This window comes from Streptomyces sp. NPDC014656 (genome assembly GCF_043084305.1).
In the GTDB taxonomy this organism is placed as follows: domain Bacteria; phylum Actinomycetota; class Actinomycetes; order Streptomycetales; family Streptomycetaceae; genus Streptomyces.
The window spans coordinates 148,023-173,582 of sequence record NZ_JBIBZN010000009.1 but is presented as its reverse complement, the minus strand read 5'-3'; the positions used below and the strand labels follow the sequence as shown (position 1 = coordinate 173,582).

At 71.0% G+C, this 25,560-nt stretch carries 29 protein-coding genes and 2 pseudogenes; 17 read left to right on the top strand and 14 right to left on the bottom strand.

Features of this window, described 5'->3' with window-relative positions; translation table 11 throughout:
- Window positions 1-94: 94 nt before the first annotated feature.
- Entirely contained in the window at window positions 95-268 is a 174-nt protein-coding gene (locus ACF1ED_RS21490; RefSeq protein ID WP_391762705.1) for a hypothetical protein, read from the bottom strand.
- Window positions 269-516: 248 nt separating this feature from the next.
- On the opposite strand from ACF1ED_RS21490, the gene ACF1ED_RS21485 reads away from it, so the two are divergent.
- Complete coding sequence (locus ACF1ED_RS21485; RefSeq protein ID WP_391762703.1) at window positions 517-933, top strand: ATP-binding protein; 417 nt, start codon at window positions 517-519, stop codon at window positions 931-933.
- A gap of 173 nt (window positions 934-1,106) precedes the next feature.
- On the opposite strand, the gene ACF1ED_RS21480 is transcribed toward ACF1ED_RS21485, so the two are convergent.
- Window positions 1,107-1,337, bottom strand: a complete 231-nt coding sequence (locus ACF1ED_RS21480; protein WP_391762701.1) for a chaplin — start codon at window positions 1,335-1,337, stop codon at window positions 1,107-1,109.
- 390 nt (window positions 1,338-1,727) lie between these two features.
- Here ACF1ED_RS21480 and ACF1ED_RS21475 point away from each other — a divergent pair, with 390 nt between their 5' ends.
- Entirely contained in the window at window positions 1,728-2,249 is a 522-nt protein-coding gene (locus tag ACF1ED_RS21475; protein ID WP_391762699.1) for a hypothetical protein, read from the top strand.
- A gap of 170 nt (window positions 2,250-2,419) precedes the next feature.
- Here ACF1ED_RS21475 and ACF1ED_RS21470 read toward each other — a convergent pair whose 3' ends face one another.
- Window positions 2,420-2,917 (bottom strand): hypothetical protein, encoded by a 498-nt coding sequence (locus ACF1ED_RS21470; RefSeq protein ID WP_391762698.1) that lies wholly within the window; start codon window positions 2,915-2,917, stop codon window positions 2,420-2,422.
- A 1,018-nt stretch (window positions 2,918-3,935) separates the two neighbouring features.
- Here ACF1ED_RS21470 and ACF1ED_RS21465 point away from each other — a divergent pair.
- Both ACF1ED_RS21465 and ACF1ED_RS21460 read left to right on the top strand, forming a co-directional pair.
- Window positions 3,936-5,381: a hypothetical protein gene (locus tag ACF1ED_RS21465; protein ID WP_391762696.1), complete on the top strand. Its 1,446-nt coding sequence runs from the start codon at window positions 3,936-3,938 to the stop codon at window positions 5,379-5,381.
- Window positions 5,382-6,200: 819 nt separating this feature from the next.
- Window positions 6,201-6,677, top strand: coding sequence for a hypothetical protein (locus ACF1ED_RS21460; RefSeq protein ID WP_391762694.1), 477 nt, complete (start codon window positions 6,201-6,203; stop codon window positions 6,675-6,677).
- A 188-nt stretch (window positions 6,678-6,865) separates the two neighbouring features.
- On the opposite strand, the gene ACF1ED_RS21455 is transcribed toward ACF1ED_RS21460, so the two are convergent.
- Window positions 6,866-7,120 (bottom strand): hypothetical protein, encoded by a 255-nt coding sequence (locus ACF1ED_RS21455; RefSeq protein ID WP_391762692.1) that lies wholly within the window; start codon window positions 7,118-7,120, stop codon window positions 6,866-6,868.
- 605 nt (window positions 7,121-7,725) lie between these two features.
- Between ACF1ED_RS21455 and ACF1ED_RS21450 the strand changes: the two genes are divergently transcribed.
- Window positions 7,726-9,330: an ABC-F family ATP-binding cassette domain-containing protein gene (locus ACF1ED_RS21450; protein WP_391762690.1), complete on the top strand. Its 1,605-nt coding sequence runs from the start codon at window positions 7,726-7,728 to the stop codon at window positions 9,328-9,330.
- Between the two features lie 201 nt (window positions 9,331-9,531).
- Here the strand turns inward: ACF1ED_RS21450 and ACF1ED_RS21445 are convergent, their stop codons facing one another.
- A complete protein-coding gene (locus tag ACF1ED_RS21445; RefSeq protein ID WP_391762688.1) occupies window positions 9,532-10,002 on the bottom strand; it encodes a hypothetical protein in 471 nt (156 codons plus the stop codon).
- Between the two features lie 28 nt (window positions 10,003-10,030).
- Between ACF1ED_RS21445 and ACF1ED_RS21440 the strand changes: the two genes are divergently transcribed.
- The gene (locus ACF1ED_RS21440) at window positions 10,031-10,822 is read left to right on the top strand and encodes a hypothetical protein (protein WP_391762686.1); all 792 of its coding nucleotides are present in this window, start codon (window positions 10,031-10,033) and stop codon (window positions 10,820-10,822) included.
- A gap of 177 nt (window positions 10,823-10,999) precedes the next feature.
- Window positions 11,000-11,428 carry a hypothetical protein gene (locus tag ACF1ED_RS21435; protein WP_391762976.1) on the top strand — a complete coding sequence of 143 codons (429 nt, stop codon included), beginning with the start codon at window positions 11,000-11,002 and terminating at the stop codon, window positions 11,426-11,428.
- 6 nt (window positions 11,429-11,434) lie between these two features.
- On the opposite strand, the pseudogene ACF1ED_RS21430 reads toward ACF1ED_RS21435, so the two are convergent.
- Window positions 11,435-11,769 (bottom strand): annotated as a pseudogene (locus ACF1ED_RS21430) (GntR family transcriptional regulator); the annotation flags it as partial.
- Window positions 11,770-11,943: 174 nt separating this feature from the next.
- On the opposite strand from ACF1ED_RS21430, the gene ACF1ED_RS21425 reads away from it, so the two are divergent.
- The 4 genes from ACF1ED_RS21425 (at window position 11,944) to ACF1ED_RS21410 (ending at window position 14,287) form a co-directional block, all read left to right on the top strand.
- Window positions 11,944-12,348, top strand: a complete 405-nt coding sequence (locus tag ACF1ED_RS21425) for a hypothetical protein (RefSeq protein ID WP_391762684.1) — start codon at window positions 11,944-11,946, stop codon at window positions 12,346-12,348.
- Window positions 12,349-12,748: 400 nt separating this feature from the next.
- Entirely contained in the window at window positions 12,749-13,069 is a 321-nt protein-coding gene (locus ACF1ED_RS21420; RefSeq protein ID WP_391762957.1) for a hypothetical protein, read from the top strand.
- 21 nt (window positions 13,070-13,090) lie between these two features.
- Window positions 13,091-13,486: a hypothetical protein gene (locus tag ACF1ED_RS21415; protein WP_391762682.1), complete on the top strand. Its 396-nt coding sequence runs from the start codon at window positions 13,091-13,093 to the stop codon at window positions 13,484-13,486.
- A gap of 297 nt (window positions 13,487-13,783) precedes the next feature.
- Window positions 13,784-14,287 (top strand): GNAT family N-acetyltransferase, encoded by a 504-nt coding sequence (locus tag ACF1ED_RS21410; RefSeq protein ID WP_391762680.1) that lies wholly within the window; start codon window positions 13,784-13,786, stop codon window positions 14,285-14,287.
- 637 nt (window positions 14,288-14,924) lie between these two features.
- On the opposite strand, the gene ACF1ED_RS21405 is transcribed toward ACF1ED_RS21410, so the two are convergent.
- Window positions 14,925-15,821 (bottom strand): helix-turn-helix domain-containing protein, encoded by an 897-nt coding sequence (locus ACF1ED_RS21405; protein ID WP_391762678.1) that lies wholly within the window; start codon window positions 15,819-15,821, stop codon window positions 14,925-14,927.
- 23 nt (window positions 15,822-15,844) lie between these two features.
- Window positions 15,845-16,708 (bottom strand): alpha/beta fold hydrolase, encoded by an 864-nt coding sequence (locus ACF1ED_RS21400; protein WP_391762955.1) that lies wholly within the window; start codon window positions 16,706-16,708, stop codon window positions 15,845-15,847.
- Between the two features lie 213 nt (window positions 16,709-16,921).
- Here ACF1ED_RS21400 and ACF1ED_RS21395 point away from each other — a divergent pair, with 213 nt between their 5' ends.
- Entirely contained in the window at window positions 16,922-17,092 is a 171-nt protein-coding gene (locus ACF1ED_RS21395; protein WP_391762676.1) for a hypothetical protein, read from the top strand.
- A 146-nt stretch (window positions 17,093-17,238) separates the two neighbouring features.
- Here ACF1ED_RS21395 and ACF1ED_RS21390 read toward each other — a convergent pair.
- The 5 genes and pseudogenes from ACF1ED_RS21390 to ACF1ED_RS21370 form a co-directional block, all read right to left on the bottom strand.
- Window positions 17,239-17,508: pseudogene (locus ACF1ED_RS21390) on the bottom strand (transposase); the annotation flags it as partial.
- Between the two features lie 46 nt (window positions 17,509-17,554).
- Window positions 17,555-18,022 carry a hypothetical protein gene (locus ACF1ED_RS21385; protein ID WP_391762674.1) on the bottom strand — a complete coding sequence of 156 codons (468 nt, stop codon included), beginning with the start codon at window positions 18,020-18,022 and terminating at the stop codon, window positions 17,555-17,557.
- 408 nt (window positions 18,023-18,430) lie between these two features.
- Complete coding sequence (locus tag ACF1ED_RS21380) at window positions 18,431-19,132, bottom strand: DUF4166 domain-containing protein (RefSeq protein WP_391762672.1); 702 nt, start codon at window positions 19,130-19,132, stop codon at window positions 18,431-18,433.
- Window positions 19,129-19,851, bottom strand: a complete 723-nt coding sequence (locus ACF1ED_RS21375) for a hypothetical protein (RefSeq protein ID WP_391762670.1) — start codon at window positions 19,849-19,851, stop codon at window positions 19,129-19,131. Before ACF1ED_RS21375 ends, ACF1ED_RS21380 begins: the two co-directional genes overlap by 4 nt.
- A 480-nt stretch (window positions 19,852-20,331) precedes the next feature.
- A complete protein-coding gene (locus tag ACF1ED_RS21370; protein WP_391762668.1) occupies window positions 20,332-20,580 on the bottom strand; it encodes a hypothetical protein in 249 nt (82 codons plus the stop codon).
- Between the two features lie 54 nt (window positions 20,581-20,634).
- On the opposite strand from ACF1ED_RS21370, the gene ACF1ED_RS21365 reads away from it, so the two are divergent.
- From ACF1ED_RS21365 to ACF1ED_RS21355, 3 genes are all read left to right on the top strand, one after another.
- A complete protein-coding gene (locus ACF1ED_RS21365; RefSeq protein ID WP_391762666.1) occupies window positions 20,635-21,054 on the top strand; it encodes an Imm10 family immunity protein in 420 nt (139 codons plus the stop codon).
- A 446-nt stretch (window positions 21,055-21,500) separates the two neighbouring features.
- Window positions 21,501-21,848: a hypothetical protein gene (locus tag ACF1ED_RS21360; protein ID WP_391762664.1), complete on the top strand. Its 348-nt coding sequence runs from the start codon at window positions 21,501-21,503 to the stop codon at window positions 21,846-21,848.
- A gap of 237 nt (window positions 21,849-22,085) precedes the next feature.
- Window positions 22,086-22,859, top strand: coding sequence for a glycosyltransferase family 2 protein (locus ACF1ED_RS21355; protein ID WP_391762953.1), 774 nt, complete (start codon window positions 22,086-22,088; stop codon window positions 22,857-22,859).
- A 669-nt stretch (window positions 22,860-23,528) separates the two neighbouring features.
- Here the strand turns inward: ACF1ED_RS21355 and ACF1ED_RS21350 are convergent.
- Window positions 23,529-24,299 (bottom strand): transposase, encoded by a 771-nt coding sequence (locus ACF1ED_RS21350; RefSeq protein WP_391762662.1) that lies wholly within the window; start codon window positions 24,297-24,299, stop codon window positions 23,529-23,531.
- A 105-nt stretch (window positions 24,300-24,404) separates the two neighbouring features.
- Here ACF1ED_RS21350 and ACF1ED_RS21345 point away from each other — a divergent pair, with 105 nt between their 5' ends.
- Together ACF1ED_RS21345 and ACF1ED_RS21340 are read left to right on the top strand one after the other, a co-directional pair.
- Window positions 24,405-25,058: a hypothetical protein gene (locus ACF1ED_RS21345; protein ID WP_391762660.1), complete on the top strand. Its 654-nt coding sequence runs from the start codon at window positions 24,405-24,407 to the stop codon at window positions 25,056-25,058.
- A 67-nt stretch (window positions 25,059-25,125) separates the two neighbouring features.
- A complete protein-coding gene (locus tag ACF1ED_RS21340) occupies window positions 25,126-25,560 on the top strand; it encodes a leucine-rich repeat domain-containing protein (RefSeq protein WP_391762658.1) in 435 nt (144 codons plus the stop codon).

Sequence of the window (25,560 nt, the reverse complement as noted above, 5' to 3'; positions counted from 1 at the left end):
TTCGTCAGCACCGGTGCTCACCTCTGCCGTCGAGGACCCAGATCCGCGGTCTGCTGGTGGCAGAGCAGGCCGGCGACGGCCTGGACGCTGTCGCTCATGTGCTCGCGACGGCCGGGTGGCGGACCGGTGCCCACCAGTGCTTGAGGTGGGCGATGCCGTGCTCGACCCGGATGCGCCGGGAAGAATGCGCCTTGCACCGGCGCTCGTGCGTCTCCTCGTACCGGTCCGGGGCGTTCTTCTTGAACGTGCGGCGCGGTGGCGTCACCACGCGTACGCCGGTCTGGGCGGCTTTCGCCGGGGAGACCGGGCTTCCCGCGGGTCCCCAGCCGGTTGTCACCCGGGGACGGGACGGCCACGGGTACGGGTACGGTGCCGGCGACGTAGACGTAGACGTGGGAAGTCTTCACGTCGCCGCAGGCGAACGGGCGCCCGGCCCGGGCAGTCCTTCTGCTGGTCCGCTCCGAATTCTCTTCAAGGCTTCCACAGAAGCAGGACCGTTCCGCCGCCAGGATCACCATGAACAGCGCTCCCTTCGCCCCCGGTCGGCCGCTGACCACGCACCGCGGGCTTCCCGCCGGCCCGTCCGCCGCCCGGCACGCCCGGCTGACCGCCCAGCGGCTGCTCGCCGCCTGCGGCGGGCTCTGCCCTGACGCCGTCGCGGCGGACATCCTGCTCATCGTCTCCGAGCTCGCCACCAACGCTTGTCTCCACGCCGCCCCGCCCTACGCCCTCACCGTCGGCGTGGACGAGGGGTACGCCTGTGTCGCCGTCAGCGACGCTTCCGACCGGCTGCCCGGTCGTACCGGCAGGCCGGAAGGGCTGCCCTCGCACGGACGGGGGCTGGAGATCGTCAGGGGTCTCGGCGCGGACCTGTACGTCAGCCGGTCCGACCACGGCAAGCAGGTCATCGCCGTACTCACCTGGCCGCCGTGACGGACCACGGAAGAAGGCCGCGGACGGCTGTGGCGTCAGCCATCCGCAGCCGACCCTTCCCGGGTCACGGCTCTGCGTGCGGAAACAGCCCGGTGCCGTTTCCACCCGTGCCCGGTCGGGTCACCGGCCCGTCCCGCCCCCATGGATCACGGGCCGGAGTCCCGCGCCGATGGTCAGGCGTTCACGCAGGTGTTGCCGAACGTGGGGTTCAGCAGGCCGATGACACTGACGGTGTTGCCGCAGGCGTTGACCGGCACGTGAACGGGGACCTGAACGAGGTTGCCCGACCCGACACCGGGCGAGTGGGCGGCCCAGCCCTGCGCGCCCGCGTCGGCGGCCGCCCACGAGGCTCCTCCCATCACTACGGCACCGGCCGCCAGGGCCACGGTCAGACTGCTGCGCATGCGCGCCATCGCACTACCTCCAGGACGAGGATCCGGCCGCCCGCACGAAGATCCCGCGGACGGCGAGAACGGGCGAACGCGCCCGCTCTCACTGACGGCTTCGCGGCGGTCCCGGGTCCGGCTGGGTCTCCACGCTCACGTTCCCTCGATCGGGTCAGTCGCAGGCCCCGAAGGTGACGAAACGGTGCCCGCTCCGCCCGAGACCCCCTTCCTCGGGGCGCCGAGGCGGAGGCTCCGCATGTGCCAGGGGACACGTGAACCCGACACAGAACCACTCGAATCTTCACGTACGGCCCCCTCGCGCCCCCGTGCCCCCTACGGGTCGTGCTGGTTCCATGGCTGCGGCGGGTCCCCATACGGGGGTGGACCCGGCAACGTAGGGGGAAGCGAATGAAGTTCCGCATGGTCCCGCTCACGGCGGCCACGGTGGCGTCCGTTCTGGCGCTCTCGGCCTGCTCGTCCGGAAAGCCGGAGCCGGTGTCCGCGACCGCCGACGACGGCATCGGATCGATGGCGCAGGGCGGCACGTGTACGTACAAGGAGCAGGGAAAGCCCGCCTTTCTCAGTCACAAGGGCAAGGGCGGCAAGGGCAACGGCGAGACCAAGAAGGACGGTCGCGTACTCATCCTGTCGACCGGCACCGCCAAGACTCCCGACAACTCCGCGGCCCGGCTCAGCGGCGAGGTGAAGAAGGGCGACCGCGTCTGGGTCGACATCAGCCACGACGAGGGCAAGAACTGGAAGGGCTGCGGAGGCGTCACCACGGACAAGAAGGACAAGAAGTTCTACTCGAAGTGGTACGCCCACTCCGGAGGCACCATCAAGAACCGCGTGATCCGTGCCTGCGCGCGCACCACGACCGACACCAAGCGCACCACCTGGTGCGGGGACTGGTGGAGCGACACACCCTGACGAGAACCCTGCCGCGCACCGGCGACACCGCCCGTGCCGGTGCGCGGCAGGCACGCGCGAGGTGCCCAAAAGCGAGCGGCACCGGCGGAAGTCCCTCCGAAAGGACCGGACTCCGCACGACCTGACACCCGGCTCCGTCCCCGGCACGGCGAACCCCGAGAACACGGCACTCACGGCGGCCGCGCCGGCTCGCCGTAGAGCCGGCGGACCGCCTCCGCCCCGGCCCGGCGGGGACCGCGGAAGGCATCGGCCGCGTGATGGAGGGAGCCCGCGCGCCCCGCGTACCCGGCTGCCATGGTCCGTGCCGTGGCCTCCCCGTGCACGGGTTGGTCGGCCGTGGCGATGCCCACGGCGAAGACGCTGTGCGAGCGGGCGCGCAGGAGCGTGGCCTCCTGTCGGGGAAACCGGCGGCAGCGGACGGCCGCCAGAGAACGGACCGGGCCGAAAAGCAGGAGCCACAAGACGAACCACCGGGCCCGCGCGGTGGCCACCGCCAGGCCGACGGAGGTACGCATGCGCAGGTGCGTGGCATGACGACCCGGCGAGGTCAAGGCCCGCACGGCGAGGCCGGTAGTGAGTAACGGCGCGGCGCGGGTCACGCGGCCGGGCGGCTGTCCATGCGAGCCGAGCGCGATGAGCCACCTGACCACCAGCAGGGCGAACGTCACGGGCGCCCGGGCGACCCCGCTCTCCCGAAGCCACGGCGAAGTGACGAGTACCTCTCTGTCATCGGAGTGGCGCTCGGTCAGGTCCCGTCTCCCCTCCCACCGCATCGGCTCCCCCACGCGCAGGCCCTGGTCTGGCCGAGCGGACTGTGGAGGCGAGGAATCCCCGGAGGGCAACCCGGGATGCGGCCGATGTTCCCGACGGAGCATCAGGACCTCTGGGCCCCGTGCCGCCCGCCCGGTAGGCGCGGTGGTGGCCATAGGACGGTTCGCGATGGGAGGAGCCGAAGTCCCGGCCGAACGTGAGGTGGGAAGCTGCCCGCCGGAGCGGCGGTGCCCCTCCTCGCACGACTGGAGCGAGGAGGGACACCGTGGGGCCGCACCGAGCAGAGGCACCGAGGAGGTCGGACGTGTCGGACCCGGCCGCCACCCGAAACATCCGCGAAGGCCGTGAAGGCCGTGAAGGCCAAGACGGCCGCGACGGCCGCGACGGCCACGTCGGTGTTCTCACCCGGCACGAGCTTTCCGTAAGGGCGGCGACCAGCGCCACGGGCAGGTGCGTCAAGCCGAGTCACGCCAGCAGACGGCGCAGCTCCTCGCGTTCGTCGCTGGTCACACCTGCGGCGACGCCGGTGCGGGTCTCTGCTGGGCCTCCCGGCGCCGGACGGGCTCACGCGAGACACCGTGAGATTCGGCGACCTGTCCATGGACAGCACGCTCGGTGGAGTGCTCCGAGCGGTGCCGAGTCATCGAACGCGCAGCCTGGCTCCGAAGCGCGGGGGCGATCTCCCTGGGCACGGGTCCCCGTCCTTCTCATGACTCATGACTCATGACTCATGACTCATGACTCATGACTCATGACTCATGACGGAGCGGCAGAGAAGCCAGAACGGTTCGGCCTGGTGTGGCTCCGCCGCTGTGAGGGCCCGTCCGCACCGGTCCCGTCGAGACGGCGACCCCCGCTATGCTCGGGCGGCGGTCCGATCGCACCGTCGCAGCCTGTCGGAGGACGTGACTCGGCTTGACGCACCTGCCCGTGGCGCTGGTCGCCGCTCTTCTCGTAGCCGCTGTCGTCCTCGCTGTGGCCGTCACCATGCTGCTGCTCAGGCGATTCCCACGCAGCCAGGCCCCGGCTCCGAAGGAGCGCTCTGGGGCGATCGCCGTGCCGGAGGCCGACCTGCGGCCGGAGTTTCCTCCGGAGGGGCTTCTCGTTCCCGAGGACGTTCTCCGCTCGGCCGGATCGACGTCGGCCGCGCTGTGGGACGCGCTCGAAGCGGCCGCGACGCCGGTGGCCGTCGCGTACCACCCTGTAAGTGACGCGGAGCTCGCCACGCTCCGGACGGTTCCCGTGAACGCGGCGGCCCAGCAGGCGCTGTCCGGGATCCTGGAGGCCCTGAGCCCGAAGGGCCCGACGCTGTTCCGGGTGGTGCTGCCCAAGGGCGCGGAGCTCGTCAAGGCCGCCGGAACCTCCGGCTTCAGAGGTTTCTCCCGCACCGGGGGCACGACGGCGCACGCCGTGCTGAAGCCTGTCGCCGCGGGTGGGGCGATCGTGGCGGGCTGGCCGATGCTGGCCGTCGCCGGGACCGTCCTGGCGATGGACATGGTGGCGCAGCGCGAACAGCGGGCGCACTTGCGCCGGGTCGAGGCCGCCCTCGGGCGCCAGGAGGAGCGTCACTACGACGAGCGGATCACGGCGCAGAGGTCGGCCGATGCTCAGCTGACCCGCAAGATCAGTCTGATGCTCGACGGCCACCGGCCGGGTCTCGACCTCGCGTTGAAGAGCGCGGACGACGAGTTCTACCGTTCCCAGCAGTTCCTGGAGAAGTACCGCGGTGTCGTCGACGGGCTGGCGGACGACGACGGCAAGGTCGACTACCGCAAGCTGGAGGAGGCGCTGGGCGGCGCGACGAAGGAGGAGGACTACTTCTTCCGGGACCTCCACCTGGCGCGGGCGGCGATCGCGCTCCGGCGCAAGGCGCTGATCGCTGAAGCGGCGGCGGTCGCCCTCGTGGATCCCACGAACCCCTACACCGCGCTGCGAAGGTTCCTGGAGGCGAGGGCCCATCAGCTGGCGGACGCCGACGCGATGGTGACCGACCTGACCGAACGCCTCGCCCTGGTCGAGCTCAAGGGCCGCTGGTACGACTCCGACAAGTCGGTGGAGGCGAGGCAGGAACGCCTCCGCGCCCGTATCTCTCCGCCCGGGCCCGACGGCGACACCGAGATCAGCTACGTCGTGATGCCTTCCGGCCAGATGCTTCAGGTCCTGCCGCCCGACGAAGACGGACCGGCAGAGAGAGCCGACTCCGCAGAGTCCGAGGAATCCTCACAGCCCGAAGAATCGTCACAGCCCGAAGAATCGTCACAGTCCGAGGAATCGTCACAGCCCGAGGAGCCAGCCGCGTCCGTGAACTCGTCGCAGCCCCTCCGGCCCTCGCCGCCGGCTGAGGAGGACGATGCCCCTTGACCGGGCAGCCCGATCCGCCGGGGAGGACCGGGGGCGACGGGACGGGTAGGGGTTGTGCGCTCAGGCGGCCGACGGACTGAACTCCGGCTCAGCCCTGGGCGTGTGTCGAGAACCCGGTCCATCTCTCGCAGTCCGTACGAACGCGAGGGACCGTGGCAGTACGACGAGCGGGACGTATGCCGGGCCGCTCGGGGCCTGGCCGCCGTGACCCTCCCGCCCACGACGATCTGGTCGAGGTCGTGCTCCCCGGACAAGGGGGGTGGGAGCTGATCGGGGGGAACGGCCTACCGGGCGATCTGACGCGGGAGGAGTTCGTCTCCGTGCGGACCGCTTCGACGGTCGCCGGCACCCGCCCCCTGGAGCTGCTCGGCCGGGACGAGGGCCGCTGGCGGCTTTCCCGCGCCCACGCCGACCTCCTGGACCGGTGGGGAAGCGCCCGAGGAGAAACTTTCCGAGCGGGCACGGGTGTGCTCGCGGTGCGGGGCGCGGGGACCGCGCTGGAGCGGCCGGCGGACGCCGGCCAAGACCGGGTACGTGACGGTGCGCCCGTCGTGCTCGGGGGCGGAGTTCACCCCGTGGCCCACTGCCGTGGACTTGCAGAGGGCCCCGCACACGGTGGCGTACGTCGATGCTTCCCTGGCCCGGTCACAGCTCCCCCACCACGGGTCCGCCGCCCTCGGCGACCGGGGAGTCCGCCGGTTCGGTAAGGCTCCGAACGGCTGGGAGGAATGAGTTGCGAGACCTTGCTGACGGGCCTGACCGCGAGCAAGAATCTCATGCTTTCAACTTGACGCGAGCATGCAGGGTGATGGGGGCGCGATGTCCGTTCGAGTGCTGGCCGGTGCGATCGGGCGGCGCAAGCTGCTGCGCTGCTTAGCCGTGGGGGTGGGCTCGGTCGTGGTGTCGGCCTGCAGCGGCAACGGATCCGCCGGCGGAGTGCGTACGCAGGCCCTGCGGGCTTTCCTTGAGGGAACCTGGGAGTGGCGGGCCAACCGAGACCTTGACGTCGGGGAGCGCGCCTCCTCCGGCAGCATCACCATCGGGAACGGCACCTGGTCCCTGCCGGGGATGTCCGGAACCTGGACCTACAACGGCGGCACCATCGACGTCCTCAACGAAGGCCAAGGCAGTTACCTGAAGCTCCTGGAGGTTCCCGGAGAAGTCCCGTCCGAGCTGACCAAGACCCTCGCGTGCAGCGGCGAGTTCGGCGAGGTCCAGGCCGCCTATGACGGCACGGAGCTGCGGCTTTCGTTCAACGACGGCAATTTGGTCCTCAAGGGCACGCGCAAGAAGTGATCGTGCGACGGGACCGGCGGGGCGGTGGGGCGGTGGGGCGGTGGGGCAACCAGCCGGCCCCGGCCACGGCAGAGGTTCCCCTGGTGGTCGTCACACGCCGAGGTGCTGGCCGGTGCCCGGCCCGGACATCTGCTCCCCCTCCCCGAGCGGGACGTACTGTCCGTCCCGGTCCCGGGTCGCTTCGCCGGTCAAGCGGCCAGGCCGGACGCCTCCCGGTCGAGCAGCAGATCCACCGGCCGCCGCCCGGGCTCGACGTCGACGAGCGCCGTGCCGTAGCCCCGTCCTTTCCGTGTGGCGTACTCATCGGCACCGACCACCCGCGGGGCCGGGACTTCGGGTCCGGGCAGAGCGTCGAGCAGCCGCAACACCGCGCCGCTGCTGACGGACAACCCGAAGGCCCGGACCATCCGGGCGCCGGCCCGGCCGGCGAGGGCAGGACCCACCGTGGCGGGAGCCGACCGCAACCGCTCCGTCCACCGGCCGTGCCGCCGGGGCAGTCCCGGCGTGTGCTCAGCGAACGTCCGCCGAGCACACGGGACTCCGGACGGAAGAACCGCCGAACTCGCAGTTGCAGGACCGCCGGACGTCCCCCCACTCGACACGGCCGCAGGAAACCGCGGGGAGGAGCCGTGCACCCGGGTCGGCCCGCTCCCCCGGTCCGGGCATGCCGCGCCGGCCGCCGTACCGCAGACGCCGACGCGTATCGCCTCGTGACTTCCGTCCGGCGACAGCACCGACACGTCCGCGAGGGGCGGTAACCGCAGGTCCTCCGGCCGGGACGGCGTCCCTTCCACGGCGCCCCGCCGTCGACCGCATCGAGGTCGGTCCTGACCATTTTCAGGCAACTTCCCGTAGCCCGATCGGGGGCGGCGGACCTCACTGCGGACGTCACTGCGGACCTCACTCCGGACGTCACTCCGTGTGCGCGCACCACGGAAGCGAGCCAGAACCGGTTATGGTGGTGACATGTCTACGCCCCGAGTTTCCTAGCTGAGGACCCGCTTCCACGCCAGAAGTGTGCCCTTTTGCTTTTTCGGAGCGTCATTCCATGATTACCGTTCGTGGTGTCGAGCTGCGTGCGGGCGCCCGCCTGCTGCTGTCCGACATCTTCTTCACCGTCTCCCCCGGCGACCGGATCGGCCTGGTCGGCCGTAACGGTGCGGGCAAGACCACGCTCATGACCGCCCTCGCGGGACAGTCCGCGCCCGCCGCCGGAACGATCACTCACACCGGTCCGGTCGGGTTCCTCGCGCAGGAGTCCCGGGCGGCCGAGCCCGCCGTCACGGTCACGGACCGCATCCTGTCGGCCCGCGGCCTGGACCGCGCACCGCAGCGGTTGCGGGCCGCCGAGACCGCGATGGCCGACGCGGTGGGCCCCGTCGCGCTGGAGCGGGCGATGCGCGCCTACGCCCGCGCGGAGGCCGCCTTCCAGGCCGGCGGCGGGTACGCGGCCGAGGCCGAGGCGGCGCGGGTCGCCGCCGGCCTGGGCCTGCCCGACCGGGTCATGCACCAGCCCGTCGGCACCCTGTCCGGCGGCCAGCGGCGCCGCGTCGAACTGGCCCGCGTCCTCTTCGCCGGCCATGACCGGACGCTGCTGCTGGACGAGCCGACCAACCACCTGGACGCCGACTCCGTCGCCTGGCTGCGCTCGTTCCTGAGCGGTCACCAAGGCGGACTCGTGGTGATCAGCCACGACACCGGCCTGCTCGCCCACACCGTCAACCGGGTCTTTCACCTGGACGCCACCCGCGCCACCATCGACCTCCACAACACCGGCTGGGTCGCGTACCTGGCCCAGCGGGAGAGCGACGCGCGACGCCGGGTCCGCGAGCGGGCGAACGCCGAGCGCAAGGCCGCCACCCTGCACGCACAGGCCGACAGGATGAAGGCCCGCTCCGCCACCGCCGTCATGGCCAAGAGCATGGCCCGCCGGGCCGACCGGATGCTCGCCGACCTGGAGCCGGCCCGGCGGACGGAGAAGATCGCCAAGATCCGGCTGCCCGAGCCTGAGCCGTGCGGCCGGATGCCGCTGGGCGCGGTCGGCCTGGCCAAGTCCTACGGCGACCACCGGGTCCTCACGGGGGTGGACCTGGCCGTGGACCGGGGCACCCGACTGGTCGTCCTCGGCCTCAACGGCTCGGGCAAGACCACCCTGCTGCGCATCCTGGCCGGACAGGAGCGGCCGGACGCCGGCCGGGTGGTGCACGGGCACGGGCTGCGGCTGGGCTACTTCGCCCAGGAGCACGACACCCTCGACACCACCCGTACCGTCCGGGAGAACCTCGCCGCCGCCGCGCCGCACCTCACCGACGGCGAAGTCCGGCGCGTCCTGGGCGCGTTCCTCTTCGCCGGAGACGATGCCGACAAGCGGGCCGGGGTCCTCTCGGGCGGCGAGAAGACCCGTCTGGCGCTGGCCGGGCTGGTCCACTCCGGCGCGAACGTCCTGCTGCTGGACGAGCCGACCAACAACCTGGACCCGGCCTCCCGCGGCGAGGTCCTGGCGGCAGTCGGCTCCTACCCCGGCGCGATCGTGATGGTCAGCCACGACGAGGGCGCCATCGACGCCCTGCGCCCGGACCGCGTTCTGCTGCTGCCGGACGCGGACGAGGACCTGTGGAGCGAGGACTACCGAAGCCTGGTCTCCCTCGCCTGACTCCCCTTCTGACCGCCCTCCCACGGGGGGCGGCGCAGCCCGTACGGAACCTGCGCCGCCCCCCACCCACCCGGCGTCTGGGGCGGGGCGCCGCCGCGGGGGGCCGCCGCGGAGGGTAGCCGTGGGGGCCGCGCGTGGGCGGGGCCACTCGTGGGGGGCCGCTCAGCTTTCCCCGTTCCGGCCTTCCCTGTCCCGGCCTCCCTAGTTCCGGCTTCCCTCCTCCGTGCCTTCCCCGTCCCGGCTTTCCCCGACCGGGCCTTCCCCGACCGCCGTGGACCTGCTGTCCGCGAGACCGGCGATCATGCGGGCGTACGCCTGCTCGGCGCGAGCGTCGAGTTCCTCCGGCGGGATCCCGGTGTCGCGGGCGTAGGCCTCGCGGAAGATCACGTACCCGACGACCGCCGCGGCCGCCATCACGTGGGCCGCCACCGCGTCGGCGTCGGCCGGCAGGGCGCCCTCGCGCTGGTCGCGCTCCAGGCTGTGGCACGTCTCGGTGAAGCGGGGGAGCGGGCTCACGCCCTCGTCGCCGTCGAGTGCGAGCAGCGCCTCCAGTCTGACCAGCTCGGGCTCGGTCAGCCGGTGGCGGAACATCGCGGCCCGGCGCTCGCTGAACGGCAGGTCCCAGAACTTCCCGCGCTCTTCCGCCGCCTGATGCTCCACCAGGTCGGCCACGGACGCGGCGGACCAGGGCCACCCCGAGGTGATCCTGCTCTCGGACCCCACTCTGCCCGGCAGGCTCGCACACCTGCTCTCGGACGGACCGAACCCGGCCCCCGGACTCCGAGACGTGGCACGCCGCCTGGAGGCCGCGGGCTCGGAGGTGATCGCCGTACCCTCGGTGACCTCACAGGCGCATCACACCGAGGTCGCCGCCGCGGTGGAGGTGTCGGTCGTGGACCTCCTCACCGCCGTGTCCCACCGGCTCCACGCCGCGGGAGTACGACGGCCCGCACTCGCGGTCACCGACGGGACGAGACGGACCGGGCTACTGCACCGGGCGCGACCGCCCACGGGCTGCGCCCCACATCTCCCAACCCACCGACCCAGCGCCGCGTCCAGGGCTGCGTCGACCTCGTCAAATCACACCGAACGGCGAAGGCACGAGCACTCCCGGCCGGCCTCCCCCACCAGCCGTGGACCACGAAAGGGGTCTCCCTGCTCATCGGCTGCACCGACCTGTCCCCCCGCTTCCCGGGCTTCCGCCGGACGCCCACGACGTCGGCGACCTCTTCGCCCGCGCGGTACTGGCCCGGGCATCAGACGAGGCCACCCGAACCGAGCCGCTCGTCATCCCCTGACACCCACTGAGGATCTTCAGCGCGGTCACCGGTCGAGTGACGGCCGGGGGCGGACAGCGGGCGGGGCCTTCGGGCAGTGGCCCGAGGATTCTGACGCTCAACCACCGTGCCAGAAGCCCACGTTGATCATCCATCCTGCCCCACTCGACCTGCCACGCGCACACACGCGCGCGTGGAGTGGGTCACGATGCTGACCGTCACCCGCGAGGGCGACCGCCGACGCAAGCCGCGACCTTCGCAGCCCGGCCTCATCGCCCTCGTCCACCCGCGCGAGCACACCACCTACGCAAAGCTCGCCGCGAGCTCGCGCATCAGCGAAGGCACCTTCCCCGACCCAGGCGCTTCGCCGGGCGCGGCCCGGGTACGTGCCCGTGCCTCGGGAACTGTTCGACGCCGTCCTGGAAATCTGTCTGACTCCCCTCGTCGCCTACCTGCTTCGCCACCAACACCCCGACACCACCAACGCCCCCGACACCACCGACACCCCCGACATGTCGACCGCAGCACGCGTGCCGCGACACTGCCAACGGACCCGAGCCGAGGACCGAAACCGGGCCGCGCGGGCCACCGGCCTGCGCAATCTGCCGCTGCACGACACCGCGCAGAACCAGTGGGAGAGCGTCTTCTTCGACGTCGACAAGTTCGCCCCGTACGCCTCGAGCGAGCATGACGGTGAATGGCTCCTGTACGTACCGGGCAGGGCGTACGAGCTGGCCCTCGACGAGAAGTGGGACCGCTCGACCCTGTACTGCTTCGAGAGCTGCTCCCACCGGGACGGCTGGCCAGAGCCGCAGGGCTGAGCCCCGTCACCAGTTGATCGGGATCTCGTGGACGATCTCGCAGTGGGCGGAGGGGATGACGACGTCCGCCGGCTCCACGGGCCGGCTCTGGTCGCTGCAGTAGGTCCGCTGGGCGTGCGTGGCGAGCGCGGCCTTCTGGGTCCCGAGGGGTGACGTTCCCGCAGCGGTCGCCTGCCGCGGCTCCGGCTGCTCGGCGGGATGACTGGCCGCGCCCCCGATCCCCGCCACGCGGTTCATGACGCCTGCCTCGGCATGCGGACCGCCCTCGGGAAGAAGGTCGAGAGTCCCGCCGGTGGGGCGTACGGCTCCCAGCTCTTCGACAACTGCGTCGACCGCCCCTCCACGAACACCGAAATCCTGGCCGCAGGGCCAATCCGCCGGCGCGGGCAGCAGTACTGGGCCACGGATGCAGGCACGGCCACAGCCACGGCCACGGCCACGGATGCGGGCACGGCCACGGCCACGGCCACGGCGAGGTCCTGTCCAGCGGATCATGACGGTGGCAGAGTGGGGCCGTGAGTTACAGCATCTTCCTGCTCCGATTCGTCGACGGTGAGGTCGTCGGATTGGACGCCGAACGGTTTCGGCAGGTCACGGAGCCGTACGTCGTGGCAGGCGGTTCGGAGGAGGGCTTCTCGATGCTCCGCGCGGAGGACGGGGGCGAAGCGGACGTCTACCACGAGACCCATGACGAACACGGGATGAGGTGCGTGACAGCGACGCACTTCGCCTGTGGCGCGATGCTCGGCGTGCTCGCCCGGCTGGGGGCAGCCCTCGGAGCCTCGATCATCCCCCAGAGCGGCGGGGCGCTGATCTTCCACGAGAAGGAGCGCCGACACCTTCCTGCGGACCTTCGAGAGGACGCGGTTGTCATCGCCCCCTCGGCCGGGGCGATGCGGGAAGCGTTCGACGCACGCTGAAAGCTTCCGCCCGCGCCAGAGGGCCGGTCCCACCTGCCGGGTCCAGGGATCCCGCACGGACCGGCCACGTGGTCCCCGCACGAGCGGGGGTCCCCATACGAGTGGGGTCCCACGCGCAGGGGCCCCCCTCGGCGGCTTGGGCGCCACGGGTCCGGCCGTGAGGCGCCTCCGCGCGCGGGGCCTTCCCGTGCCCGCAGGGGGTTTTCCGCGCCGCGCTCGAAGGCGAGTGCGGCCGGGGGGCCGTCCACGCGTCCGGGAGGCCTTCCGAGCTGTGGGATCTCAGTTTCCGTGGCGGAATCTCATGGCCGATGCCGGAGCGGTGCCGGAACGGCGCCAGAACTACGTCGGATACGACATCGCCGTGAGACTGGCCCGGCATCATGGCCTGGTGACCACATGGATGCGCTGCCACTGGGATGAGGAAGACATCTGGTTCTACTTCGAGGTTGATGCCGCAGGCTGGGTGGTCCGGCAGGTCGAACTCGAAGGGCCTGAGCGGACCCCGGTCGCAGCGGCCTCCCTCGATGAACGGCAGCGGGCCCACGACGCCGGCCGCCTCGAAGAGTACGACAGCAGCTTCGGGATCACAGCCGAGCTGCCCGTCTCGGAATGGGAAGGCCACAACCCCGAACCCCTCACCTCCGAGGAGTTCGAGGAAGTCTGGGGTCCCGCTCGCCAGCGGATCGCGTCCCGGCCCAGCCGGCCTCTCGGCGCCGCATAGGCGTCTTGGCATCATCGCTGCATGACCCCGGCCCTTCCCCGTACCGTCCGAGCCGTCGACACAGCTCATCTCCTGGCCCTGGCCCAGGAGGCCGCAACGCACGGCTTCAGCCAGCGGCTCCCGGTCAACTGGCTCCGAGAGCACCTCGCCGTCGAGGCGACGCACTACCTGTTCCCGACGCTCGTGCACCGGCTTACGCACCGTCCCGAGACACCGCTGCAGTGGCGGTGTCAGCAACTGCTGACCGTCAGCACCGGCGAACAGATCTGGGGCCTGCTCGACGTTCTTCCCGACACCTTCGACAAGATCCCGGAGACCCTGGACCAGGTCTCCAAGAAGGACGTCGTCAGCCGCATCGAGCGGGCGGTAACCGTGCGCGAGTGGGTGGAGCGGAGGGGCCCGGAAGCAGGTCTCTGACGTCCCCGGGCATCGGTGCAGCCTGCTGGACGGCCCGCTGAACAGGCCGCGGGACAGCCCGAGGGGCAGCCCGGGGGAACGACACAGACCTGAGACCGCCGTCGGCCGACACCGTCCCCGCACGCGCGAGGGACCTCCGCCTGAGAAGCCGTTGCCATGCCGATCGTGGAGTCCGCCGGTCGGACGGGGGTCTCGGCCGGGTGATCGTGGGCCTTGTCCGGCAGGAGAGCAGGGCCTGACGGTGTGCGGGGGAAATCCAAGGGAGCGGACGGCCGTGCGCTGCTACGGTCGGGCTCCATGAGCTGGCTTCCCGATGACTTCGTCCACCCCGTCCTGGTACCGCTGCCGGGCGGTGGTCATCACCTGCGGCCGATCCGGGAGGCGGACGCCCCGCTCGACTATCCGGCCGTGATGGGTTCGCGCGAGCGGCTGTGGACCATTTTCGGGCCGGTCTGGGGCTGGCCCGCGGACACCATGACCTACGAGGCCGACCGGGCCGACCTCTTGCGGCACGAGAAGGAGATCGCCGCGCACCAGTCCTTCAACTACGCGCTGTTCGACGCGGCGGAGACCGCTCTGCTCGGCTGTGTCTACATCGACCCGCCGGAGAGGGCCGGCGCGGACGGCGAGATCTCCTGGTGGGTGGTGGACGAGCTGGTGGGCAGCGAGGTCGAGCAGGCCCTCGACGCGCTGGTGCCGCAGTGGATCGCCGCCGACTGGCCGTTCGAGCAGCCGCGCTTCCTCGGCAATGAGATCTCCTGGTCGGACTGGCTCGCCCTGCCGCAGCACCCCGGCGCGTAAGCGGTCCTCGCCCGTACCGATCGCGAAGGCCGTCGGTGCGGGCGGGAGTCCCGACCGGGTGACCGCGGCGGTTTCCGCACGTGGAAGCAGGGCCTCCTGGTGGCTCGGGGGTGCGGCCCCGTTGCGAGTGGTTCCCGGCGGCGCTGCTGTCTTTGTCGTACGTGCCCGGGCGCGTCGGCTTCCGCTCGCCCGTCGCCCGTCGCCCGCCGTGTCGTGCGGATTGATGCCCCAGGAGCGGAACGCCCTCCAGGCGGTCGCGGAGGCAGATGCAGAGGCGATCGTAGAGGCAATCGCAAACTCGGACGCAGATGCGCTCGCAGAGGCGGTGATAGGACCACAAGAACGGCTTTGCTCAGAGGCAGCGGCGACTCGACCGGCTCCCCCGCCATCACCAGCAGATCAGACACGTCCTCGGCATGGCGGCGGCCATCAGGCTGAGCCGGCGGTTCGCGCGGATCGGCACCGTGCTCGGAACCCAGGACGCCCTCTACCGGAGGTTCTGCCTCCATCTAGCGAGACCACGGCTTCCGTGGAAGCAAGGTCGTCCGAAAACCCCCGCGCCTCCGTTCTCCCGAACGACCTGGCGTCCCAGCAGGTCAACGGCTCGCCATCCGCCCGGTGACTTCGACGGGACGGCTCACTTCGCCCGAACCTGGTGGATCGGGGACGTAGACGGTGCCGGGCCCGCGAGCGAGGCCGGCCACGCGACGTCATCAATGGCGAGCCACGGCGCAGCGGCTACCGCGGTGGGTGTCACCCCGGTGAACGCTTTGACCTCGCGGTGGAGGTGGGCCTGGTCGGCGTAGCCGCTCGCTGCCGCCACCCGGGCGGCGGGGTCACCCGCGGCGAGGAGGTGGGCGGCGTGGTCGAAGCGCACCAGCCGGGCGGCGTGCTTGGGGGTGAGGCCGATCTGGGCCCGGAAGCGGGACCACAGGCGTTTACGGCTCCATCCCAGCTCGTTCGCCAGGCTGTCGACGCGCACCCGTCCCCGGCTGGTCAGCATCATGCCCCAGGCGGCGGCCACCTCCGGGTCGAGCGACGGGCGGGCGCTCATCCGCCGGCCGAGGGCGTCCTCTGCGATCGTGAACCGCTCGTCCCACGACGCGGCGGCCCGCAGCCTTTCCTCGGCTCGCCCGGCGTCGCGGCCCCAGAGATCCGTCAGGGAGACCACCGTCCCGCTGAGGTCGGCCGATCCGCCGAGCAGCGCGACCGCCAGGACCGGTGACAGCCGGATCTGGAGGCATTCGATCCCCCCGGAAGCCAGGCCTCCGAGCCGGAGGCCGCCCGGTGCCAGTCCCACGGCCGTGCTGCCGCGTTCGCGCCAGCCGTGGGAGTGGGAGTCGTAGACGAGGCCGTCTCCGTCGCTCAGGTCCACGAACAGGGTGACCGAGGGATGCGCGACCATGGTGATGTCCGCGCTCGCCGGAACACGCTGGCGGAACCCGGCCATGGTGACCCCCGGCAGCCGGCCCGGCCGCCGGGGCACGGCGACCTCCACCGTCGCCCAGTCGTGTGGTGGTTCGGTGGACCTCACGGCAGCAGGGTAGACGGTGGGGGTCAGCGGGTCGTCGCCGCGAAGCGCAGCAGCAACTCGCCGGTCGGCTCGGGTGCTTCGAGCATGGGGAAGTGCCCGACGCCGGGCAGCTGCTCGACCCGCGCGTTCGGCACCGTGTCGTAGTGGTGTGCCGAAGACGGGTCCCAGCGGGGGTCGGCAGCGCCGAAGACCACCAGGACCGGGACGTCGAGTGCGGTCAGGCGCGCGGGTACGCTCCGCTCGGCGATGTACGCGCCGTTCTCGCGCAGCACCGTCCTGAACGTGCGGTAGCCCATGCCGCGTACGTCGGCGACCAGGTCGTCCGGGACGTCCACCGGCCGGTTGCACACCGCGGTCACCCCTCGGCGGAGCATCGCGTCGGAGCGGACTCTCCACAGGAACGGGCCGAGCGGCGGGGCCAGCAGGGCCCGAAGGAGGGCGGGCTGCGGAAGGAGCGCGTCGGGACTCGGGCCACTGCTGATCAGTGCGAGCGAACCCACCAGGTCCGGGCGCTGTTCGGCGAGCGCGGTGGCGATGTATCCGCCGCTGGAGTGCCCGGCCACGGTGACCGGACGGAGGCCGAGCTCATCGAGCACCGCGGCCAGGCCGGCTGCCTGCTCAGACACGTCGTACGACCGGGCGGGCGCGGACCGGCCGTGGCCCGGTAGGTCGATCCGGACGACGTGATACCGGCCTGCCAGTGCCGGCACCACCGGACCCCAGGAACTGCCCGAGGCCCCCGATCCGTGGATGAGCACCAGCGGCGGCGCCTCCCGGGGGCCGTCGTGGACCACGTGCATCCCCTGCATCCCGTCCATCCCCTGCATCCCCTGCATCCCGTGCATCCCGTGCATCCCGTGCGGGTGCTTACCGTCGTAGATACCCATGCGCGGGAGAATGCCTGGGCTGCCGCCCCTCGGTCTTGTACGAATGTCGTCACGCGGTACGACGAGCTCGCCGTTCGCCACGAGGCGACCTTCCGGGTCGCGGCCGTCAACGCGTGGTGGTGTCAGCCCGACGCGTTCGGCGAGCCCGACGTTCGTCACCCGGCCGTCTTCCTGGAACCGCGGCGAACAATTCACGATCGACGCCATCCGGCTTTGCTTCCTTGCGCACAGCTGCCGACGGCCGCCCCGCTGGTCGCGATCGCCACGCCGGCGTTCCTCGCCGCCGCGATCACCGCGATCACCGCGCTCACCGCGCTCGCCGCACAGGCCGCGACCGTATTCGCCATGCCGGGCAACGACGCCGGCGGTGCCACCGCCGCATGAGGGCGCCTTCTTCGCCGACGCACGTCGTGCCTCTGGCGACGCCCGCGGGGGCTCGCAGCGGCGTTCGATCAGGATCAGGATCAGGACTCGGGCCTGGGGGGCGAGGGTGAGGAGGGCGGTGGCGATCCGGCCGAGGCGGTCGGGGCGAGGGAGTAGCGGGCACCGAACTCGTCGAGCACCGCACGGTGGAGCCTGGTCCCCACCCGGGCCTTCGACCACTCGGCGAACCGCCGATGCGCAGTCGCCCTGGCAGCCCGAACGACGCTGTCGGCAGCTGCTGCCACGTACAGGCCGACGTGGCCACGAACACGATCGCTGCCCCGCACCTCCCTGTCACCGTGCCGACGCCGACCACCGCCCCGAGGTCGCGACGGCGCCTGCGGCACCACCCGCTGGAACAGCTCCCACAGCTCCACAGCTCATCCAGCACCAGCCGCTCGACGACCCCCGTGACTGTCGCGCCTACGGCTTGGTGGAGCAGTCGGTCCCGATCCAGGTCGCCTGGAAGTCGCGGCAGACAACGAGGAGGGTGCCGTCCCAGCAGGTGATCTCGTGGCTGCAACCGTCCCCGTGCGGCAGGATCTCGTCGAGGATCACAGTCCCGAGGTCCGTTCCTCGGTCCTCGTCGGCGGGATCGATGATGAAACTGGACACCCCTACGTAGCGGATCAGCAGGTCCTGGTCGTGCTTCCAGCAGTTGTGCCGGAACTCGACCTCCGTCTCCTCACCGCCGGCGCCCCGGACGGCCCGAAGCGTCAGATCCTTCACGCATCGCCTGCTGCGGAAGTCGTAGTGGTCCGCGTCCGTGGCGAAAGCCCTGGCGCCCGGCGGCAGGTCACCGGAGATCGAGGGCAGGCGGCTCAGATAGCGAGCCGGGTCCAGGACCCCTGACAGGTCACCGACCTGCGCATCGAGATCGACGTACTCCATCGACCTCCACCCCCTCACGACTTCCCACCGGCCGACGCATCGTCGCACGGACTCACCGAATGGGATGACGTCCGAGTGCAGCGGCTCGCACCCTGCGAGCCGCTCCACGGTTGAAGGGGAAATTTCGACGGACCGGAGCAGAAACACATCATGCCGACGTGCCGCCCCTTCACCACTTGCCAGGCCGACCGCCGCGTCGGAACCAGGTCCCTGCGGATCGCCGGTGGACCGTCGAGATCGCCGGTCGGTGACGGGCAACCCGCGGACAGCGGACAGCGCACGTCGGGTGCGGGCCGGGCATCTGACGGACAGGCCGCACGAACTGGGCCTGGACGCCTATGGACTCGGCTTATCCCCCGGCATGGTCGACAGGTACGGGAACAAGACCGCGCCGGGCGTCCTCCACGCTCACGCCCTCGCCTCCTCGCGCACGGGGCGCAGCCCCGGCCGGATCCCGCACTCCTGGACGGAGGCGTACGAAGCGGTGAAGGAGCCTTCGTAGCCGAACAGCGGCCCCACGTAGCGGTTGACGACTCGGACCCGAATGCGGAAGCGGAAGCGGCCGGTGTCCTCGTCGAAGGTCTCGCGCACCTCGGCGTCGGCGCCGGCCAGATCGGGCACCCGGAGGTCCAGCGGGCCCTCACGGAAGCGGTGTTCGCCCGAACGGATGAGCAGCGAGCCGTCGGGTTCGGCCGTCAGGCGCAGTTCGCTCGCCAGGTGCTGGTGGGTCCCGAGGTAGTCGAGCACGCAGCCGCGGTCGGGGCTGTGCACCATCGTCGCGTCGAAGCGGCGTGGGCCGTCGGGCAGTTGGAAGGTCCGTACGAAGGTGACGGTCTCGCGCCCGTACGAGTCGCGGTACGGAACGTTCTCGATGGTGAAGGGGATGTTCCGGCCGGTGCGCGGAAGCAGGATGTTGCGGGTGCCGCCGAGCGCGAGGAACGGCCGGATGAGCGGACCGACCGGTCCCCTGCCGTGCCAGATGCGGTCCATCACCCCGCGTCCGACGCACAACTCGCCGCTGTCGAGCCCGACGGAGAAGCGCCGTCGCAGTTCCGGATGCAGCCGTCCGAAGGCGGCGTCGCCCATGGCGGTGCGGAAGATCGAGGTCACGGCTGCTCCAGGGTGGCGAGAAGGCGGGGTGCTCGGCTCCGGCGGGGCGGAGTGCGCAGACAGCGGCGGGCGGCGGGGGTGCCAGGCGCCGGCGGCAGGAAGAAGGCGGCGAAGAGACCGAGGACCGCGAAGGGGGCCGCCGCGAGCGAGGCCGCCCCCGGCAGCAGCGGGGCCGTGGAGAACGGGACTCCCGCGAGCAGCAGCCGGGCGCCCAGTTCGAGCAGCCAGCGGGTGCGGGCGTGCTCGGGCGTGGTCCCGTTCTCGCACCACAGCCGCAGCCTGTCGAAGGACCAGGCCGTGGCCCAGAGCATCAGGGGTCGGAAGAGGAGGCGGTCGACGACCTGCCCGAAGCGGCCCCAGCGGGGCCGGTAGTCGTAACCCGTGAGGAAGCGGATGCCGTCCCGCTCCGGCACGTAGCGCCAGTAGCCGCTGCCCTCCGCGAGGAGCGACAGCGGGTCCGGGGAGGCGAAGCGCAGGGCGGAGACCCGCTCGCCACCGGCCCGGTGGCGCTCCCCCGCGCAGACACCGGTGCCGGCGACAGCCAGGAAGGGCAGGAGGCGGACGGCGTACCGGAACCGCCGGGGTTCCCCTGGAGCGGACGGCAGATACACGATCTCGGTGAACCTGAGGTCCCACCGCTGGTGCTCGACGGGGTCCTGGGTCCGCCCCCACAGCGTATCCAGGTCGCCGCGGATACGTGCCTCGACGTAGAGCCCCACGACCTCGCCCCCTCTCCCTTTTTGAGCGATCGCTCAAAATGGCCCCCACGGGGAGAGTACCTATTCTTGAGCAGTCGCTCAAGAACCTCTTGGCGAAGGTTTCGAACGGCTCTGCGAGCGTCGCCGGTCCGCGGCACCCGCCCCGAGCCCCAGCACTCCACGACCGCCGAGATCACTCGCTGCAGCACCGCCAGGACCAGCAGCCGCAACCGCCTGCACCCCCGCCGTACCCGGATGCCCCGCCCCGGCGCGGAACCGACCGGCGGCGGGACGGACGTCCCTGACGGTTACCGCGGGTGGGCCGCCCCGTCAGCATCCGCCGGCCCTTCCGACGGGTGGGAAGCCCGGTGAACGGCCGCGCGATCGAATGCTTCCGCCACCGCGGGCAGACAGGCGCCGTCGAGGTCGTAGTCGGCCGAGCGGATGACGCCTCTACGAGGTGGCCGGTTGTGCAGCGGTCGATGCCGGCGGGGCAGGTGATCAGGGTGCGGGCACCCGGCCACAGGGCTTCGGCTTCGGCTTCGGCTTCGGCTTCGGCTTCGGGACGTGTGCCCGCACCGTCCACGCGGCGTCGGGGTCTGCCGAGGCGATGTCGCAGTCGAAGAACAAGACGGGGGCGGCCGGGTCGAGAAGGTCCGCACACACGCTCGTGAAGCAACCGCCGCTCATGATCTCCACCACGCCCCGGTCGCGCTCTGGCCGGGTGCCGAGAAAGCACTGGTCGACCAAGCTGACGCACCGGCCGGACATCGTCGGCCGCGGCAGGTCTGATAGAACGCGCGTGTGACCTACAGGTTTGTTGCGACCATCGCTTACGGATGGCACGAGAACTTTCCGCCGGGCGTCTACGTCCCGCTCGCCGGAGTCGCCGAGTCGGAGGACGAGAGAGGCTTCGCGCTCGAGTTCCAGGGCGACTCGGAAGAACCGGACGAGCAGAACATTCGCCTTGGCATGGACTCGTACTGCGTCGTCACTCCCGACCAGAACACCGCCTACGGATGTCTGCGCGCGGTCGAGCTGGAAGGCAATCTCCTGCGGGTGACGTTCGACCCCGCCCACCTGGACGACCTGGGCTTGGGCGACCCAGTGGTCGAAGCGGTCCTGCAGGCGCCGGCCGATGACATAGCCCGCATGAGAGAGGCACTCCGGCGCATCCTCACCTACGGCCGCGCCGACGCGCTGCCGGTCATGACCGGCCTCTGAAGCCCCGGACCCGGAGCGTTCTCAGCGTTGGCGCTCCGGAGCGAGGGCCGTCGAGGAGGAGGCGGACAGGGGTCGGTTCGGGGTGCAGGAACAGCCGGCCGTCGCAGAGGGCGGCAAGGGCGAAGAGCCCGGCACCACCGTGGCACGTGACCGAGGCCGGAGGCCGGACGGCGGAGACCTCGGGCAGGTGTGACAGCCGGGTGCGCCACCGCCGCTGTCCGCCCGTGGGTGGGCGCGGAGCGAGAACGATCACGGCGCGGGTTCTGCAGGCTGTTGTCGCGCAGGACGCGGACGTGGTCCGTGCCGTCGGCGCCACCGTCGACGGTGGCGGGGCGGTGGCGGTGGCAGTGGCAGTGGCAGTGGCACCGTTGCCGTCAGCACCCGCCCGTGCCAGGCAATAGAGATCCGCTCGCTGCCCTCTGAGCGCACGAAGGGCCGACACCACAATGCGTCCGGCACCGTTCTCCTTCACCGACGCGCTCCCGTTCGACGGACGGCACGGCCACCGGCTCGCGCGGCACCGGCGGCCCCGGCCCATCCCCCACGTCGATGGTCACGAGTACGCCGCCCGTGCCGGCCACCGCCTCCAGAACGACGGACGCGGGGCGCCCGGAAGCCAGTACGCGATCGAGGCTCCAGAGCCGGGGACGGCCCGGCAGGTCACCGGCGAGAACGTGCAGCACGGCGCGATCGGCCGGATCGAGGCGTTTCGTGGCGGCCTTGCCGGCCATCACGACTCCCCCGCCGAGAACGAGCACGGCCCGGCGTCAGCGAGCAGCACGCCGAAGGCATGACCGTTCAGCTCCCGGGCCATGCGATCGAAGGATTCCACCGCGCCCGGACAGCCGGCGATCCGCCACCCCCAGGAGGAGGGCCGCTTCCCCCGCGCCGTCGCGGTCCGCCCCCGCGGGACGTACAGCCGGCGGACGTACTACGTGGCTCTGACCAGCGACAACAGTCTGCGTGGCGGTTGCCGCTCGATGGTGATGTTTGAATGGACCGTCGTTCCTGGTCTTGTAAGGAGAAGCGCTGTGCCCCTGGTGTCGGTCGTGATGCCCGTGTACAACTCGGCAGCCACCCTCGGCGCGGCCGTCCGGTCAGTGCTTACGCAGACCCATGCCGATCTGGAGCTGCTGGTCACCGACGACCAGTCCTCCGACGGCTCCATGGACCTGCTCCGCGAGTTCGCCGAGCAGGACGAGCGCGTCCTGCCGCGGTCGGCGCCCGAGCGGGGCGGCGCGGGCCGGGCCCGTAACCTCGCCATCGAGCGGGCCCGCGGGGACTACGTGGCCTTCCTCGACAGCGACGACATGTGGCTCCCGGAGAAGACCGAGAAGCAGCTCGCCTTCGCCGCCGAGGGCACGGCACCGCTGACGTTCACCTCCTACTTCAAGATGGACGCCGACCACGCCGGCGAGAGCACCGACTGGGTCCCGAACGGCCGGATCATCCACGCGCGCGAGCACGTGGACTACCGCGCGATGCTGGTCCGGGACTACATCGGTGCGCTCACCGCCATGTACGACCGCAAGGTGCTGGGCACGAGGCTGATGCCGGAGATGCGCAAGCGCCAGGACTACGCCCTCTGGCTGTCGATCATGCGGGACGGCGCGGACGCCCGCGGTCTGGCCGAACCGCTCGCGGTGTACCGGGCCCATCAGGCGAACTCCCTGTCCTCCAACAAGGCGTCCCTGGTCAAGTACAACTGGGAGCTGTACCGCGAGCACGAGCACCTGTCGGTCCCCCGGTCGGCGCGGGCGCTGGCCGGCGCGGCGTGGCAGTCGCTGCGCAACTCGCGGATCTAGGGTCTGTCCGGCCGGCCGCCGGCGGAAGCCTCCGTCGGCGGATACTTCTGGATCGGGCTTTCAGCTCGGTCTGGCGGGTGCCGAACCGATCCATCATCCTGATCGCCATGTCGTGGCGGAGCTTGCCGGCCCAGTCGTAGGCGGCTTCGCCGTTGACCGCGAGATGTGGATCAGCAGAGTCGTCCGGCTGCGGACCCCGCCGACGCCGGCCCCCTCGTCGAGGACGCGCGCCTTCGGCTTCCTTCCGCCGGAGGGTCGGCCCCACGTGCGCGGGGAGCGGCGCACAGCCGCAAGCCGCTCACGCAACCCGCCCGCCGCCGCCTCATCACGCCTCCACGGCCGGCAGCGGCCCCAAGCGACTGAAGCGACTGAAGCGACTGAAGCGACTGAAGCGACTGAAGAATCAATACACGCTCGCTTCGGTTTCTGGCACGACTTCCGTGAATCCACGCAGGCCGCGGCTCGCGGAGGCTTCTGGGCGAGCTGCTGACCTGCTGTTTCACCAGGGTCGCGGACCTCGGAGACCGAGGAGCGGTAGGGCTTCACGGAATGTGTGCCAGAGTCCGGGTGACGAGGAAGGTCCCGGACGAGAATCGGAGCCCAAGGGCTGTCCCGTAAATGATCTTCGGGTCGCCTCGGGCATGGTTGATCCCGGTGGAGCCCGTTGGTCTATCCGCTGAGAGCGAAGTTGTGCATCCGGGCGATGCCGAGCATGGCCTGGTGGACACCGTCGCCCTTGAGGCGGCAGTCGCGGAGGATCTTCCAGGTCTTCATGCGGGCGAAGACGTGCTCGACGCGGGCTCGGACTTGCTTGTGGGACTTGTTGTGTTCTTCTTTCCAGGCGGACAGTTCGATCTGGCCGCGCTGCCGGCGGTGTGGGATGACGAGGCCGGTGCCTGGGTAGCCGCCGTCGGCGATCACGAGAGTTTTGCCGACGGCGGACTTGGCGCCGGATTCCGCCCATGCCTTGCAATCGTTGCGGTTCCCGGCGAGCGGTCGGCCGACCACGACGACGCGCCGGGTGTCGGCGTCGATGACGACCTGATGGTTGGTGGAGTACCGGTAGTTCTTCGACCGCTCGGCGATGGTGTGGTCCCGGGTGGGAACCAAGGTCCCATCCACGATGAGCACGGTGTCCTTCGCGAACCGCTTGCGGGGCTGGAGCGCGAACATCGGGCCGAGGCGGTCGATGATCCGGTCCACCGCCGACTTCGACACCCCGAACAGCGGGGCGAGCTGGCGCATGGTCAGGTTCGTGCGCCAGTACGCGGCCACCAGCAGGGCCCGGTCCTCCAGCGGGAGGCTCCACGGCCGGCCCTTGCGGACCACATCCGCACCTTCACGTCGCAGCACGGTCACCAGCTTCCCGAAAGCGCGAGGGCTCAGCCCGGAGAATGGGGCTATCCAGGACGGCTCCGACGCCGTGATCACACCAGCCACACCATGATCGTTCCACCCGGGGAAGGCCGAGCAAGCGCTCTTCCGTCCAAGTACCAGCGGCCATCGGATCTGTGCTTGCCGATCCGGGCAGTCCAGAATGCTGCCGTGGCCGAAGACGAGCAGAGCGGCATAGAACCGCGTTCATTCCTGACATGCGTGACAGAAGTGGCCCGGCTGCTGGGCGTCGGAGACGTCGGTGTGGAGCAGACGGACCGGCGTGCCCGCCACCTTGCCCATGCGGTGCGCAAGCCCCTGCTCGAACGTGCAAGTCTGCCCGATGAGTGGTTCGTCCCGCTGATGGCGGCAGCCGTGTACGACCCGGATCCCAGCTTCTGCCGCTGGTTCGTCGAGCCGGCGGTCTACGCATTCGGACGCCGCCGTGTGATGGCGGCATTGGTCGACTACCTGCAGGTCGGCACGAATGCCGAGCGAGCCGGTGCCGTGCGGGCCTGGTACAGCGCCCATGTGCCGCTGCGTGCAGATCGGTCTCCGGCGTACGGACCCGGCGGGATACGTGATCCCGCGCTGGACGAGTCACAAGACATCAAGGACGCCTGGCTGGAGGCATCCCTGCGGGTGTTCGCCGAAACCACCGACCTGAAGATGCGCCACCGCGCCCTGCTGGACCTGCCCACCGCCCGCGAGGCATACCCGCCACCCCTGCACGAACTACTTGAAAGCACACTCGCATCCGCCCGGGTCCATCCCGACCCGCACATCCGTCGCTGGGCCGCAGCAGCAGACCACAAGGGAGTCTGAGCACGACGCTTAACTCCCCTGGCAGTTACGGGACAGCCCTCAGTCCGCTGATGAAGGGGAGATGGCCGTGAGGCACACACTGGACCTGTGGCGTCAAGATCTCGGAGAGGTGCCCGAGTCGGTCTGGCGACAGACCGAGCTCGACGTGCTGATCCTCGCGGACAACGGACTCACGGCCCTCCCGCCGGACATCAGGCAGCTCCGCCGGCTGAAAACCCTGGACCTCGGCCATAACGCGCTGACGTCGGTGCCCGAAGAACTCGGCGAGCTGACCGAGCTCAGCGACTGCCTCTACCTGCACGACAACCAGCTGTCCCGGCTCCCCGACTCTCTGGGAAACCTGGCCCGTCTGCGCTACCTCAACGTCGGCGAGAACCCCCTCGCCTCCCTGCCGGAGACCATCGGCGGGATGAGCGGCCTCATCGAGCTCAGAGCGCAGCACAGCCAGCTCACCACCCTGCCCGACGCCATCGGCCGGCTCCACAGCCTGCGTGAGCTATGA